Raw genomic sequence first — 15,351 nt, forward strand, 5'->3', positions numbered from 1 at the left:
GGGTCAGCCCTTTTCGGGCGGCGGCGAGATGCGGTTGAGCACGGTGCTGCCGTCCTTGCTGCGGGTGAGGTAGATCGGCAGCACCTTGGGCAGGTTGTTGACCAGGCGCGCGACCTCACGGGTGTTGTAGATACCACTGATGCGAATGCGGCCGGTGCTGGCATCTGCCAGTTGCAGCGGCGCATCGAGGTAGCGGTTGATCACCGGCAGCGCCTGCTCCAGGCTCAGGTTGTCGAGCACCAGCTTGCCGCTGCGCCAGGCCAGGCTGTTGCCGTAGTCATCGCTCTGTTCAAGCTGCGGCTCGAAGTCGCCCTTGTGATAACTGGCCTGCATCCCAGGGCCCAGACGGTAGCCACCGGTGGTGCCGTCGCTGGACACCAGCACCGAGCCTTCCACCAGCGTAACCTTGACCTGGTCCTGGTATTTCCACACGTTGAATTGGGTGCCAGTGACTCGGGTCTGGCCACGGCCTGCATGCACGATGAACGGGTGGCTGCTGTCGTGCTGCACCTTGAAGAACGCCTCGCCGCGCTTGAGCGTGACCTGGCGCTGGTCCTTGTAGTTGAGGTAGGTCAGCTCTGTGTGGAGGTTGAGCTGTACCGTGCTGCCGTCGCTCAACTCCACGGTCTGCATGCGGTCGCCGGCTTCGAAATGCTGGTAGTGGTTGGGCAGCCAGCCTTGTTCCCAGCCCAGCCAGCCGGCCAGCGGCAGCACGGCCAGGGCGATGGCGGCGGCATATGCCAGCGGGCGCCAGTTGCGAGGGCGGGCAGATTGACGGGTGGCCGGGTTGAAGTCGACGACGGTGGCGTTGCGTGGCAACAGGTCGGCGGTTTGCCAGATCTCCAGCATTGCCTGGTATTCCTCGGCATGCCGCGGGTCCGCCGCCAGCCAGCGGGCAAACGCCTCGCGCTCGGACGCCGTGCAATCATCGGCGTGCAGGCGCATGCACCAGTGCGCGGCGGCGTCGGTGATGGCATCGTCAGGGCTGGTGTTGAGGCGGTCGTGATTCATTGCGGCTCCGGATTTTGCGTATTCTACCCTTGCTGGAGGGCTCCCGAGAACCGATGTAATGGCGAATGACTATCAGTTGTGGCTGTTTTTCGTCAGATTTGCACGGTTTTTCAGCGTTTGAGAACCCTTCGCGGGCGGCAAGGGAGGCTGAAATCCCTGGCGCTGCCTTGCAGCCCATCGTGACACAAGGCCGCTCCACAGGTAATCGCGTACCTCTTGTGGGGCAGCTGTCTTGTACGAAATCACAAAGCTTGCGCGATCACTGTGGGAGCGGGCTTGCCCCGCGAACACGGGCGAAGCCCGTGCCATGCACCGCGTGGTCTGCTTCGCGGGCATGCCCGCTCCCACCGGTAATGCGCAGGCTTCAGAACTGCGCCGCCTCCAGCCCATAAAGGCTGCCGCTGCCTGCCCTGATACTGGCTTCCAGCCCCAGACCACGCGGCAGCATACGCTGGAAGAAGAACGCCGCACATGCAAGCTTGGCCCCATGAAACGCGTCATCTTCCTCACGCTTGGCCAAGGCCACCGCCGCCATCCGCGCCCACATGTAGGCATACGCCGTCAGCCCGAACAGCTGCAGGTACTCCACCGCCACCGCACTGACCAGGTTGGCATCCTCGCCTGCCCGTGCCCGCAGCCAGGCGCTGGTAGCCTCCAGCCGCGCCAGGCTCGCCTGCAAGGCCTCGCGGTGCAGCGGTGCATCCACACTGAAAGCACGTACTTCGGCGGCGAAGCTGGCCAGTGCCTGGCCACCGTCCCCCAGTACCTTGCGCCCCAGCAGGTCGAGCGCCTGGATACCGTTGGTACCTTCATAGATTTGCGCAATGCGCACATCGCGCACCCGCTGCTCCTGCCCCCATTCGCGGATGTAACCATGGCCACCGTATACCTGCTGGCCGAGCACGCAGCTTTCCAGGCCGTTGTCGGTGAAGAAGGCCTTGGCCACTGGGGTCAATAGTGCCACCAGGCGCTGGGCGTGCTCACGTTCACCGGCGTCTTCGGCGTAACGCGTCAGGTCCAGTTGCTGGCCGACATAGGCGGCAAACGCCCGGCCACCTTCGGTGAGGGTGCGCATGGTCAGCAGCATGCGCCGTACATCACCGTGGTGGATGATCGGGTCGGCAGCCTTGTCCTGCGCCTGTGGGCCAGTGGCGGCGCGGCTCTGCAGGCGCTCGTTGGCGTACCGGGCGGCGCTCTGGTAGGACGCCTCGGCACAACCGATGCCCTGGATGCCGATGGACAGGCGCTCGTAGTTCATCATGGTGAACATGGCCGCCAGGCCCTTGTTCGGCTCGCCCACCAGGTAACCCTCGGCATCGTCGAAGTTCATCACGCAGGTGGCCGAAGCCTTGATGCCCATCTTGTGCTCGATCGAGCCGCAGTGGGCGGCATTGCGCGCGCCCAGTCTGCCATCGGCCTCGACCCGGTATTTGGGCACAAGGAACAGCGAGATGCCTTTGGCGCCGGCGGGCGCATCCGGCAGCTTGGCCAGCACCAGGTGGATGATGTTCTCGGTCAGGTCCTGCTCGCCGCCGGTGATGAAAATCTTGCTGCCGCTGATGCGATAGCTGCCGTCGGCCTGGGGTTCGGCGCGGCTGCGGATCAGCCCCAGGTCGGTGCCGGCGTGTGGCTCGGTCAGGCACATGGTGCCGGCCCAGCGGCCTTCGTACAGAGGCGGCAAGTAAGTTGCCTTGAGCGTTTCGCTGGCGTGGGCATCGATTGCCAGGCAACTGCCGGCGCTCAACGCCGAATACAGGCTGAAGCTGCAGTCGGCGGCGTAGAGCATTTCTTCGAACAACACCCCTAGCATTTTCGGCATGCCCATGCCGCCGAATGCCGGGTTGCCGCCCAAGCCGACCCAGCCGCCTTCGCGGTAGGTCTGCCAGGCTTCGCGAAAACCGTCTGGCGTGGTGACCTGGCCGGCGTCGAAGCGCACACCTTGCTCGTCGCCGTTACGGCTGAGCGGGGCGATCAGCTGGCTAGTGATTTTGGCTGCTTCTTCCAGGATCGCGTCGGCGGTGTCGGCATCGATGCGCTCGGCCAGGGCGGGCAGGCGGGCCCACAGGGCCGGGGCGTTGAACACGTCATGCAGGACGAAGCGCATGTCGCGCAGGGGGGCGGAGTAAGTGGTCATCAGGGGCTCTTGAAGTGAAGAGGATATCTGTGAAGGTTGCGCCGTACCCGTGTAGGAGCAGCCTTGTGCTGCGAAGGGCCGGCAGGGCTGAAGGTAGTCTTCGCCGGTGAGGGCCTCTTCGCAGCATAAGGCTGCTCCTACAGAGAAACGTCGAGGCCGTTACGGCTTCAGAGGGCCTTGGCCCGGTCGCGCAGGACGTACTTCTGGATCTTGCCGGTGGAGGTCTTGGGCAACTCGCCAAACACCACCGTCTTCGGCACCTTGAACCCGGCCAGGTGCTGGCGGCACCAGCCGGTGATGTCGGCTTCGCGGGTGTCCTCCCGGCCTGGCTTCAGGGCAACGAACGCGCACGGGGTTTCTCCCCACTTTTCATCCGGGCGCGCCACCACGGCGGCTTCAAGGACTGCCGGGTGTTTATACAGGGCGTCCTCGACTTCAATGGTGGAGATGTTCTCGCCACCGGAAATGATGATGTCCTTGAGGCGGTCCTTGATCTCGACATAGCCGTCGGCATGCCACACGGCCAGGTCACCGGTGTGGAACCAGCCGCCACGGAACGCTTCGGCGGTGGCTTCGGGGTTTTTCAGGTAGCCCTTCATCACGGTGTTGCCGCGCATGAAGATCTCGCCCAGCGTGTTGCCATCGCGTGCCACCGGCTCGAGTGTCTGCGGGTCGGCCACCATCAACCCGTCCAGGGTCGGGTAGCGCACGCCCTGACGTGACTTGATTCGCGCACGCTCTTCCAGCGACAGTTCGTTCCACTCGTCATGCCAGGCACACACGGTCACCGGGCCATAGACTTCGGTCAGGCCGTAGGTGTGGGTGACGTGGATGCCCATCTCTTCCACGGCGCCAATGACCTTGGCCGGTGGCGCGGCGCCGGCGACCATGGCCTGTACCGGGTGCTCGATGGCGGCTTTGGCTGCCTCGGGCATGTTGACCAGGGCGTTGAGCACAATCGGGGCGCCGCACAGGTGGGTGACCCGGTGTTCGCGGATCAGGTTCAGGATCTTCTGCGGGTCGACCCGGCGCAGGAACACGTGCGTGCCGGCCAGGGCGGTGATGGTCCAGGGGTAGCACCAGCCGTTGCAGTGGAACATGGGCAAGGTCCACAGGTACACCGGGCGGTGGCCCATGGCCCAGGTCATCTGGTTGCCCAGGGCGTTAAGGTAGGCGCCGCGGTGGTGGTAGACCACGCCCTTGGGGTTGCCGGTGGTGCCGGAGGTGTAGTTGAGCGAAATGGCCTGCCACTCGTCATCCGGCCATTCCCAGGCAAATTCCGGGTCGCCTTCGGCGAGCAGGGCTTCATAGTCCAGCGCGCTGACCGCACGGCCTTCGCCGTACTCCGGGTCATCCACATCCACCACCAGGGGCGGGTGTTCGAGCAACGCCAGGGCGGCCTCGATCACCGCATGGAACTCGCGGTCGGTAATCAGCACCTTGGCTTCACCATGCTGCAGCATGAAGGCGATGGCCTCGGCGTCCAGGCGCACGTTAAGGGTGTTGAGCACGGCGCCGGTCATGGGCACACCGAAGTGCGCTTCGAGCATCGCCGGGGTGTTGGGCAGCATCACCGCCACCGTGTCGCCACGCCCTATGCCACGGCCCGCAAGGGCGCTGGCCAGGCGCCTGCAGCGTTGGTAGGTTTCTTGCCAGTTGCGGCGGATGGCACCGTGGATCACCGCCGGGTAGTTGCCGTACACGGCGGCGGTGCGTTCGATGAAACTTAGCGGGGTGAGGGCGACATGGTTGACGGCAGCGGGCATCAGGCCCTGGGCATAGATCGACATGCGGTAATCCTGTAAGGGAGGCAGGCGCAGCTTGTACGCTTGGCCCCCGATGGCTGATTGTTAGCTCTGTTCAGGGTGCAGGGACGCGGACGGTGGGCCGCTCCCTCTGTCGCAGTTTTACGCGAGTCGCTATGGTAGTAGGAATATCGACTATAGCAATATAGTAAAACTACTATAACAACGAGCCGCCTACCGTGGACCAGACTGCTTACCCCTTGCTTGCCAAAGACCCACAACCCAGCCTTTTGCTGGCAGCCGACGCCAAGCCACTGGCACTCAACGCGGCCCTGCAAGCGTGGATTGACGAAGGCCCGGCGCTGACCAGCTGGCTGCCGGCCAACTGCGCCTCGCTGGTGCGTGCGTGCCTGCGCCAGCATCGGGCGATTGCCGACGTCGAGGTGCAAGTGGGGGAGCGCACCGTGCTGTGGTCTTTCATTCCGGATGACCAGGGCCAACAGGTGCTCGGGCGCTGTCGTGACGCCAGCGAAGAGCGCCGTGGTGCACGCGAGGCCAGCCGCGCCCGGCGCCTGTACCGGCTGATCATTGAAAACACCACCGACCTGATCTCCCGGCACAGCCCGGATGGCCGTTTCCTGGATGCCTCGCCGGCAGCGTTCCGCCTGCTCGGCCTGTGGCCCGAGCAATTGCGTGGCATAGCCGTGCATACTTTGCTGCACCCGCGTGAGCGCCGCCAGGTGCTGCGCCAGGCGGCCGCTGCCCTGGACCAGGATGGCTATCACACCATGACCTGCCGGGTGCGCCAGGCCTGTGGCGGCTATCGCTGGTTTGAAATTGCCAGCCGGGCCATCCGCGAGACCTACACCGGCTCGGTGGTGGAGGTGGTCAGCGTGTCCCGCGACATCACCTTGCGCATCGAAGCCCAGGAAAGCCTGGCGCACAGTGCACGGTTGGCCACCCTCGGCGAGCTGGCTTCAGGCATTGCCCACGAGATCAACCAGCCGCTGGCGGCGGTGGTCAACTACGCCAACGCCAGTCAGCGTTACCTGCAGGGCCTGGAGGGTGATCCCCAGGCCCGCGAGCGGGTAGGGCAGGGCCTGCTGCGTATCCGCGAGCAGGCCACCCACGCCGCTGAAGTGATCCGCCGCCTGCGCGCCTTCCTGCGCAAAGGGCCACGGCGCCTGCAGGCGCTGGACGTGGCCGAAGTGGCCGGCGAAGCCATGCGGCTGTGCGCCTGGGAGGCCGCGCGCGACCAGGTGCTGGTCGAGCTGCGCGTCAGTGCGCAGCTGCCTTCGGTGTATGCCGACCGGGTATTGCTGGAACAGGTGCTGCTTAACCTGCTGCGCAATGCCATCGATGCCAACCGTGAGCTGCACGGCGACCAGCCGTCACGTATCCTGCTCGGCGCCGCGCGGGACGGCGATGGTGTGCTGGTCGAGGTGGCCGACCAGGGCCCGGGTGTAGCGCCCGAGCGCCTGGATGAAATCTTCACACCGTTCACCACCAGCAAGGCCGATGGCCTGGGCCTGGGTTTAAGCATGAGCCGCAGCCTGATCGAAGGCTTTGGCGGCAGCCTGTGGGCGCGCGCGGGTGATAACGGCGGTTTGGTACTGTGCTGCCGGCTGGCAGTCAGCAGGGCGTAAAGGGGGCGGTGGTGCAAGCAAAAGTTTATGTGGTTGATGACGACCAGGGTATGCGCGACTCGACAGTCTGGCTGTTACAGTCGGTGGGCCTGCAAGCCTTGCCGTTCGCCAGCGGGCAAGCGTTTCTCGATGCATGCGTCGACGATGGGCCCGCCTGTGTGCTGCTGGATGTGCGTATGCCGGGGCTGGGCGGGTTGGCCGTGCAGCAGGCGATGCGCGAGCGCGGCTTGGCGCTGCCGGTGATCTTCGTCAGCGGCCATGCCGATGTGCCGATCGTGGTGCGGGCATTCAAGGCTGGCGCCTGTGATTTCATCGAAAAGCCTTACAACGACCAGTTGCTGCTCGACAGCGTGCAGGCGGCGCTGGAGCACGCCGGGCGGGCGCGGCAGGGCGACCAGGCGCTGGCCTTGGTGCAAGTGCGTATCGACGGCCTGACGCCGCGTGAGCGCGACGTTTTCGTGCCGTTGGCCCAAGGGTTGAGCAACCGCGAGATTGCTGAGCAACTGGGCATCAGTGTGAAGACCGTCGACCTTTACCGCGGCCGGGTGATGAAGCGGCTGCAGGCGGGCAGCCTGGCAGAGCTGGTGGGCATGGCGATTGCCTGCGGGGCGGTTGAGGCGCTGGGCCTGCGGGCGCAATAACCGCCCTGACGCAGGCCCTTGTAGGAGCGGCCTTGTGCCGCGATGGGCCGCAAGGCGGCCCCAAAAATTGCTGCCCTGGCACAAAACTGGGGCCGCTTCGCGCCCCATCGCGGCACAAGGCCACTCCTACAAAGGGCCGCATTTCAGGCATAAAGCATGAAATTTTCCATAGCTAGCTAATCAAAGCTTTGACATTCACTGCCTAGGCAGTAATATTTTCACACAATTGCCCGAGCAGCCTCCGATGGCCCACTTCTCCCCCGAAAACTTCCAGACCTGCGCCATCGGCATGCTCCTTGGCCGTGCGGCGATCCTGAAGGACCGCATTCTCGACTGGCACCTCGAATCAGAGGGCGTCACCGCCGCGCAGTTCAAGGTGCTGATCATCGTCACCCAGTACCAGGTGGATACCCCGGCCGAGCTGTGCCGCTACCTGGGCCTGGACAGCGGTTCGATGACCCGCATGCTGGACCGGCTAGAGCAGAAGGAGCTGATTGTGCGCAACCGCTGCGCCGACGACCGCCGCCTCGTGCGCCTGGCGCTCACCGCCGATGGCCAGCGCCTGGCCGACCGCCTCCCGGAAATTGGCGCTGCCGCCATGAACGAGTTGTGCGGCGTGCTGGCGCCTGATGAGCTCAAGGCCCTGGAAGGCCTGCTGGCCAAGGTCCTGCTCGGTGCTGGCGACCCGTTGACGATCCGCCGCTTTGGCGACCGTTGAACCCTGTCACGAATTATCCAAGGTATTGTCATGGCTACCTCCGCAGATACCCCGACTCCCTCCGCCGCGCCCGAGCCGTCGCGCAAGCGCAAGGCCTGGCTGCTTGGCCTGCTGCTGTTGCTGGTACTTGCCGGTGCATGCACCTGGGCCTGGTACAGCCTGGTGGGGCGCTGGCACGAAAGCACCGACGATGCCTACGTCAACGGCAACGTGGTGGAGATCACCCCGCTAGTGACCGGCACCGTCACCAGCATCGGTGCCGATGACGGCGACCTGGTCCATGCCGGCCAGGTGTTGCTGCAATTCGACCCGGCCGACAGCGAGGTGGCCTTGCAGTCTGCCGAAGCCAAGCTGGCACGCAGCGTGCGTCAGGTGCGCGGGCTGTACAGCAATGTCGACTCGCTCAAGGCCCAGCTGGAAACCCGCCAGGCCGAACTGCGCAAAGCCCAGCAGGACTTCAACCGGCGCAAGGTGCTGGCCGATAGCGGGGCGATTGCTGCAGAAGAGCTGTCCCACGCCCGCGATGACCTGAGTGTCGCCCAGGCCGCTGTCAACAGCGCACGTCAGCAGCTCAGTACCAGCAGCGCGCTGGTCGACGACACCGTGGTTTCCTCGCACCCCGAGGTCATGGCCGCCGCCGCCGACCTGCGCCAGGCTTACCTCGACCACGCTCGCACCACCCTGGTGGCGCCGGTTACCGGTTACGTTGCCAAACGTACTGTGCAACTGGGCCAGCGCCTGCAGCCAGGCACCGCGACCATGGCGGTGATCCCGTTGGACCAGGTGTGGATCGACGCCAACTTCAAGGAAACCCAGCTGCGTGAGATGCGCATCGGCCAGCCGGTGCAGATCAGCGCCGACCTCTACGGCAGCGAGGTCAAGTACAGCGGCACGGTCGACAGCCTTGGTGCTGGTACCGGCAGTGCCTTCGCCCTGTTGCCGGCACAGAATGCCACCGGCAACTGGATCAAGATCGTCCAGCGCGTCCCCGTGCGTATTCACCTGAGCCCCGATCAGCTCAAGGACCACCCACTGCGTATTGGCCTGTCCAGCGTAGTAGAAGTCGACCTGCATGACCAGAGCGGCCCGGCCCTGGCCCAGCAGCCCCCACAGCAGGCCAGCTACACCACCCAGGTGTATGACCGTCAGTTGGTCGAGGCCGACAACCTGATCGCCCGGTTGATCCACGACAACAGCGCAACCGGCAAGACGGCCCAGCGATGAGCGACAACGCCGCTGCCCAGTTCACGCCGCCGAGCCTGCTGCTGACCACCATCGGGCTGTCGCTGGCGACGTTCATGCAGGTGCTCGACACCACCATCGCCAACGTGGCATTGCCGACCATTTCCGGCAACCTGGGGGTGAGTTACGAGCAGGGCACCTGGGTCATTACCTCGTTCGCGGTGAGCAATGCCATCGCCTTGCCGTTGACTGGCTGGCTCAGCCGGCGGTTTGGCGAAGTGAAACTGTTCATCTGGGCCACGTTGTTGTTCGTGCTGGCGTCGTTCCTGTGCGGTATCGCCCAGTCGATGCCCGAACTGGTAGGTTTCCGCATATTGCAGGGCGTGGTCGCCGGGCCGTTGTACCCGATGACCCAGACCTTGCTGATTGCCGTCTATCCCCCGGCCAAGCGGGGGATGGCCCTGGCGCTGCTGGCGATGGTCACGGTGGTGGCGCCCATTGCCGGGCCGATCCTGGGGGGCTGGATCACCGACAGTTACAGTTGGCCGTGGATCTTCTTCATCAACGTGCCCATTGGCCTGTTTGCCGCCGCTGTGGTGCGCCAGCAGATGCGTACCCGGCCTGTGGTCACCAGCCGCCAGCCGATGGACTACATCGGCTTGCTGACGCTGATTGTCGGTGTCGGGGCGTTGCAGGTCGTGCTCGACAAAGGCAACGACCTGGACTGGTTCGAGTCGTCGTTCATCATTATCGGTAGCCTGATTTCGGTGGTGTTCCTGGCGGTGTTCGTGATCTGGGAACTGACCGACCGCCACCCGGTGGTCAACCTGCGCCTGTTCGTGCACCGCAACTTCCGCGTCGGCACCATCGTGCTGGTCGGCGGTTATGCGGGGTTCTTCGGTATCAACCTCATCCTGCCGCAATGGTTGCAGACGCAGATGGGCTACACCGCCACCTGGGCGGGCTTGGCGGTGGCGCCGATCGGCTTGCTGCCGGTGATCATGTCGCCGTTCGTGGGCAAGTACGCGCACCGCTTCGATCTGCGTGTGCTGGCGGGGCTGGCGTTCCTGGCGATCGGCACCAGTTGCTACATGCGTGCCGGGTTCACCAGCGAGGTGGACTTCCAGCATGTGGCCTTGGTGCAGCTGTTCATGGGCATTGGCGTGGCGTTGTTCTTCATGCCGACCTTGAGCATCCTGCTGTCCGACCTGCCGCCGCACCAGATTGCCGACGGTTCGGGGCTTGCGACCTTCCTGCGTACCTTGGGCGGGAGTTTTGCGGCGTCGTTGACGACGTGGATCTGGATTCGCCGGGCGGACCAGCATCATGCTTATCTCAGCGAAAACATCAGCCAGTTCGACCCGGCGACGCGGCATACGCTTGAGCAGTTGGGCGGGGCCAGCCCGCAGAGTTATGCGCAGCTGGAGCAGATACTCAACGGGCAGGCTTACATGATGTCGACAGTGGACTACTTCACCCTGATGACCTGGGTGTTTGCCGGGTTGATCCTGCTGGTGTGGTTCGCCAAGCCACCGTTCACTGCCAAGGCCGGGCCGGCATCGGCGGGGCATTGAGCTAAATCACACGGTCACGGTTGTGTGAGCTGACCTCGGTCATTCCCATCTGTAGCCTTTTCGCCTATTGTCGATCCTCCCTTTCCCAAGCGATTGGCATAATCATGGAGAACGTCATCGTCATCACCGGCGGCAGCCGCGGTATCGGTGCCGCCACGGCGCTGTTGGCGGCCCGCGAGGGCTACCGCATCTGCATCAACTACCACGCCGACGACCAGGCCGCCGAAACCCTCCTCGGCCAGGTCCGCGCCCTGGGCGCCGAGGCTATCGCCGTGCGCGCCGACGTCAGCGTCGAGGATGAGATCATCCACCTGTTTCGGCGCGTCGACGAAGAGCTCGGCCCGGTCACCGCACTGGTCAACAACGCCGGCACCATCGGCCAGCAGAGCCGTGTCGAGGAAATGTCCGAGTTCCGCCTGCTGAAGATCATGAAAACCAATGTCGTCGGCCCCATGCTCTGCGCCAGGCACGCCTTGTTGCGCATGGCGCATCGGCATGGTGGGCACGGCGGGGCCATTGTCAACGTGTCATCGATGGCTGCGCGCCTGGGCTCGCCCAACGAATATGTCGACTATGCCGCCTCCAAGGGCGCGCTCGACACCTTCACCATCGGCCTGGCAAAAGAAGTGGCAGGCGAGGGCGTGCGGGTCAATGGCGTACGCCCGGGCTACATCCACACAGGGTTCCATGCCTTGTCCGGCGACCCCGACCGGGTCAGCAAGCTTGAGCCCGGTTTGCCCATGGGGCGCGGCGGGCGCCCCGAGGAAGTGGCCGAAGCCATTCTCTGGCTGCTCTCGGACAAAGCGTCCTATTCCACCGGCAGTTTCATTGACCTGAGCGGCGGGCGCTGAGCGCGCCCGTCAATCCCCCAGCAGCTCACGTACCCGCTCGGCGAGTGTGTCCAGTTCAAACGGCTTGGTCAGCACCGAGCTACCCTGCAACAGCTGGCCGTCGCTGAGCGCCGCGCTCTCATCGTAACCGGTGATGAACAGCACCTTGAGGTCTGGGTAGCGCACACGGCAGCGCTCGGCCACCTGGCGGCCATTTAGGCCACCCGGCAGCCCGATATCGCTCAGCAGCAGGTCTGGCCGCTCGCCGCTTTGCAGGTGGGCGAGGGCGGTCGGGCCATTCTCGAAGGCGTCCACCCGATAGCCCAGCTCTTCCAGCACTTCGCCCACCACCAGGCGCAAGGCGGTCTGGTCTTCGATCAACAGAATGCGCTTCGCAGCCGTGCTGCTTCTTTGCAAAGGCGTGCGCTGCGGTTTACCGGCAGGGGCCTTGGGTTGCTCGTCGTGGCGGGGCAGCAGCAGCTCGATGCGGGTGCCTTCGCCAAGCACCGACAGCACGCGTAATTGCCCACCCGACTGACGCACGAAGCCGTAGGTCATGGACAGACCCAGCCCGGTTCCCTGGCCCATCGGTTTGGTGGTGAAGAAAGGGTCGACTGCGCGCTCGGCCACTTCAGCCGACATGCCCTTGCCGTTGTCGACGATACTCAGCCGCACATACTCGCCGCCTGGCAGCCCCCCTGCCAGGGCCTGCTCGTCGTCAAGCACCAGGTTATCGCCAATGATCTCGATCACACCATCCGCAGGCATGGCATCGCGGGCGTTGATGCAGATGTTGAGCAGGGCGCTTTCCAGTTGAGGCGGGTCGATGAAGGTCGGCCACAGCTGGCTGGCGAAACGGCTGCTCAGGCTAATGGCAGGGCCGATGGTGCGCCGCAGAAGGTCCTCCATGCCGGCAACCAACGTGGCCACTTGTGTGGAGCAGGGTTGCAGAGTCTGCTGGCGAGAGAACGCCAGCAGCCGGTGCACCAGCGAAGAGGCCCGCTGCGCCGAGCCGCTGGACAGCTCCAGCAAGGGTTCCAGGGCGTCGAAGCGAGACTGGTCCAGGCGTTGCCGCATCAGTTCCTGGGCGCCAAGGATGACGCCCAGCAGATTATTGAAGTCGTGGGCAATGCCGCCACTGAGCTGGCCTACGGCCTCCATCTTCTGTGCCTGACGCAGCGCTTCTTCGGCCTTGGTCAGGCGTTCCTGCTCTTGCACCCGTTCACTGATGTCATAAGCAAACAGAAACGCGCCTTGTATCTCGCCTTTTGAGTCGCGCAAGGCGTTGAAGCGCAATTCGTAATGGCGCAGCATGGGAGGCTTGCCGAAGGTGCCAGTTTCGATGAACTGCTCGCCAGCCAGGGCGCGCTGCCACATTGGCAGAATAGGTGTCTGGCCAGCGCCTCCGTCTTCAAACAGCCCGGGCAGGTAGTCGCCGATTTCCGGTGTCCTTCCGTACAGCAGGTGGAAGTCATGCTTGGCCTGGCGGTTCACAGCCAGCCAGCGCAGGCCCTTGTCCACCACATGCACATTGACCACGCTGTGATCGACCAATTCGGCAAACAAGCGTCGCTCCGCCAGTGCGGCATTTACCCGTTGTTCCAGTTCTTCGTTGAGGCGCTGCAGGGCCTGCTCTGCACGCCGGCGTTCGGTGACATCCTTGAACAGCACGGCTACCTGGCGTTTCTCTGCAGGCTCTACGCGAAACGTGGTCACCGACAGCACATGGCCGGTGGCGACCAGCTCCTGCTCGAAGTGCAGCGGTTCCCCTGTGCGAAGCACAGCGCCATAGCGGGCCACCCAGTCATCGGCCTCATCAGGCACCATTTCGCGCAGTTTCTGCCCGGCCACGTCGGGGATGCCGGCGTGCTTGGCATAGGCCGCATTGGCTAGCACATGCACATAGTCACTCAGCGGGCCATGTGGGCCGTCAAAGAACTCGATGATGCAAAAGCCTTCGTCCATGGTGTCGAACAACGACCGGTAAAAGTCCTGATCTTGGTCTTGATAGCTGGCGAGCTGTGCTTCCAGCAGCGCATTGCGCCGTTGCAGGGCTTCGACTTGTTGACGCAGTGTGAGCGGGTCGCGGAATGGCATGCCGACGTCCGACGAAAAAGGATGCGCAGACTTTAACGTGTTCACCCGCAGGCGGATAGGCGGTCAACGTTGCGGCGGGGCAATCCCCAGCAGGCGGTCAATTCGCTGGCCAAGGCTCTGCAGGTTGAACGGTTTGCACAGCACCTCGGTGCGCCTGTCCGGGCGGCCACTGATCGGGATGTCGGCAGTGTCATAGCCGGTAAGCAGCAGAACGGGCGCTTTGGCCACAAGCGTTTGAAACGCTTCTGCCAGCTGATATCCGTCGATTCCACCGGGCAGGCCGACATTCGTGATCAGCAAGTCCGGAGGTACGCCCGCATGCATAGCCTCAAGCGCCGGGCGGCCACGGTCGAAAGCCTGTACTTCATGGCCCAGTTCAGTCAGTACTTCGACAAGCACAAGGCGCATGGCTGGCTGGTCTTCCACCAGCATGATTCGCTGCACGCGGGGGGCAGAAAGCTCGACGCCGGTGGTGAGTGGCACAGGCTGGCTGCAGGCAGCGATGCTTTCCTCGAGAGGGAAGTACAGGTGAACGCAGGTGCCTTGCCCGGGCACGCTTTCGATCTGCAACTGCCCGCCGGACTGGCGGACAAAGCCATAGACCATGGACAACCCCAAGCCGGTACCTTGACCGAGTGGCTTGGTGGTGAAGAAAGGGTCCAGGGCGCGCTGGCGCACCGTGCTGGACATACCCATGCCGGTATCGGCAACGCGAATGTGCAAGTACCGCCCCGCAGGCAGGCCCAAGTGACCGGCCTCAGCTACGGCGAGGTCGCTGTTTGCACAAGCGATGCTGAGCGTACCGCCCAGGGGCATGGCATCGCGGGCATTGATGCACAGGTTCAGCAGAGCATTTTCCAGCTGCTGCGGGTCGACGTGAATTGACCATTGCCCGGCCAGTGTTCGGTCGTGAAAGTCAATGTGCTGGCCTATAGAGCTGACGATCAGGTCTTGCATGCCCGCTACCAGGCATTGCACGTCAACCGGTTGCGGCAACAGCGTCTGCTGGCGCGAGAAGGCCAGCAGGCGCTTTACCAGCGCAGCGGCGCGCAAGGCAGTACTGCGGCAGAGTTCGAGCATGCGGGCGGTGTCGGCATGGCGTTGTTGGTCCAGGCGCTGTTCGGCCATTTCCACTGCGCCGAGCAGGCTGCCCAGCAGGTTGTTGAAGTCGTGGGCGATGCCGCCGGTCAACTGACCGACCGCTTCCATTTTCTGCGACTGGCGCAGAGCCTCCTCGGCCTGGTGCAGGCGTTGCTGTTCGGCGATGCGCTCGGTGATGTCATAGGCAAACATGTATCCGCCCTGGATCCGCTGCTGCGCATCGCGCAACGGGTGGTAGCGGATTTCGTAATGGCGCGGCGCATCAGGCGGACCGAAGGTGACGGTATCGACGAACGCTTCGCCGGCCAGCACACGCGGCCAAACCGGGGCCAACCGGTTCATGATATCGGGCTGATTGGTCAGGAACTGCGGGACGTAATCGCCGATCTGCGGCAAGAAGCCGCGGTGGCGCTGGAAGGTTTCGCGAGCCGTTCGGTTGATGGCCACCAGACGCATCTTGCGGTCGGCGGCAAACACGTTGGCGAGGCTGTTGTCGAGCAGTTCACCGAGCAGCTTGTTGTGTGCATGGGCGCTGTCTTCGCGTTCTGCCAGGCATGCTTCCAGTTCTGCGACGCGCGCCTGCAGTTGGGTGATCGATGGACGCGAATCTGGCTGCATGACCCAAGCCCCATGAGCGGATCGGGCAACTATAGTCGCCCTTCAGGCTTGTAG

General features: G+C 64.1%; 11 protein-coding genes. 6 read left to right on the forward strand and 5 right to left on the reverse strand.

The window, feature by feature from the left end; all coding sequences use genetic code 11:
- Window positions 1-3: 3 nt before the first annotated feature.
- From SB756_RS05260 to SB756_RS05270, 3 genes are all read right to left on the reverse strand, one after another.
- Window positions 4-1,011, reverse strand: coding sequence for a FecR family protein (locus SB756_RS05260; RefSeq protein WP_410910328.1), 1,008 nt, complete (start codon window positions 1,009-1,011; stop codon window positions 4-6).
- Window positions 1,012-1,375: 364 nt separating this feature from the next.
- Complete coding sequence (locus tag SB756_RS05265; RefSeq protein WP_410910329.1) at window positions 1,376-3,145, reverse strand: acyl-CoA dehydrogenase C-terminal domain-containing protein; 1,770 nt, start codon at window positions 3,143-3,145, stop codon at window positions 1,376-1,378.
- A gap of 167 nt (window positions 3,146-3,312) precedes the next feature.
- The gene (locus SB756_RS05270; protein ID WP_410910330.1) at window positions 3,313-4,935 is read right to left on the reverse strand and encodes an acyl-CoA synthetase; all 1,623 of its coding nucleotides are present in this window, start codon (window positions 4,933-4,935) and stop codon (window positions 3,313-3,315) included.
- 194 nt (window positions 4,936-5,129) lie between these two features.
- On the opposite strand from SB756_RS05270, the gene SB756_RS05275 reads away from it, so the two are divergent.
- The 6 genes from SB756_RS05275 to SB756_RS05300 all read left to right on the forward strand — a co-directional run bounded on the left by SB756_RS05275 (window position 5,130) and on the right by SB756_RS05300 (window position 11,502).
- Window positions 5,130-6,536 carry a sensor histidine kinase gene (locus tag SB756_RS05275; RefSeq protein WP_341798671.1) on the forward strand — a complete coding sequence of 469 codons (1,407 nt, stop codon included), beginning with the start codon at window positions 5,130-5,132 and terminating at the stop codon, window positions 6,534-6,536.
- An 8-nt stretch (window positions 6,537-6,544) separates the two neighbouring features.
- Window positions 6,545-7,177, forward strand: a complete 633-nt coding sequence (locus SB756_RS05280; RefSeq protein WP_041168009.1) for a response regulator transcription factor — start codon at window positions 6,545-6,547, stop codon at window positions 7,175-7,177.
- Window positions 7,178-7,421: 244 nt separating this feature from the next.
- Window positions 7,422-7,895 carry a MarR family winged helix-turn-helix transcriptional regulator gene (locus SB756_RS05285; RefSeq protein ID WP_016499362.1) on the forward strand — a complete coding sequence of 158 codons (474 nt, stop codon included), beginning with the start codon at window positions 7,422-7,424 and terminating at the stop codon, window positions 7,893-7,895.
- Window positions 7,896-7,925: 30 nt separating this feature from the next.
- Window positions 7,926-9,119 carry an HlyD family efflux transporter periplasmic adaptor subunit gene (locus SB756_RS05290; RefSeq protein ID WP_410910331.1) on the forward strand — a complete coding sequence of 398 codons (1,194 nt, stop codon included), beginning with the start codon at window positions 7,926-7,928 and terminating at the stop codon, window positions 9,117-9,119.
- Window positions 9,116-10,651, forward strand: a complete 1,536-nt coding sequence (locus SB756_RS05295; RefSeq protein WP_341798673.1) for a DHA2 family efflux MFS transporter permease subunit — start codon at window positions 9,116-9,118, stop codon at window positions 10,649-10,651. Before SB756_RS05290 ends, SB756_RS05295 begins: the two co-directional genes overlap by 4 nt.
- A gap of 104 nt (window positions 10,652-10,755) precedes the next feature.
- A complete protein-coding gene (locus SB756_RS05300; protein WP_341798674.1) occupies window positions 10,756-11,502 on the forward strand; it encodes an SDR family oxidoreductase in 747 nt (248 codons plus the stop codon).
- A gap of 9 nt (window positions 11,503-11,511) precedes the next feature.
- Here the strand turns inward: SB756_RS05300 and SB756_RS05305 are convergent, their stop codons facing one another.
- Window positions 11,512-13,578: a PAS domain-containing protein gene (locus tag SB756_RS05305; protein ID WP_410910332.1), complete on the reverse strand. Its 2,067-nt coding sequence runs from the start codon at window positions 13,576-13,578 to the stop codon at window positions 11,512-11,514.
- Window positions 13,579-13,641: 63 nt separating this feature from the next.
- Window positions 13,642-15,297 (reverse strand): PAS domain-containing sensor histidine kinase, encoded by a 1,656-nt coding sequence (locus SB756_RS05310; RefSeq protein ID WP_341798676.1) that lies wholly within the window; start codon window positions 15,295-15,297, stop codon window positions 13,642-13,644.
- Window positions 15,298-15,351: the final 54 nt, after the last annotated feature.

It is taken from the genome of Pseudomonas sp. SIMBA_068, assembly GCF_046534705.1.
Taxonomy (GTDB): Bacteria; Pseudomonadota; Gammaproteobacteria; order Pseudomonadales; family Pseudomonadaceae; genus Aquipseudomonas; species Aquipseudomonas putida.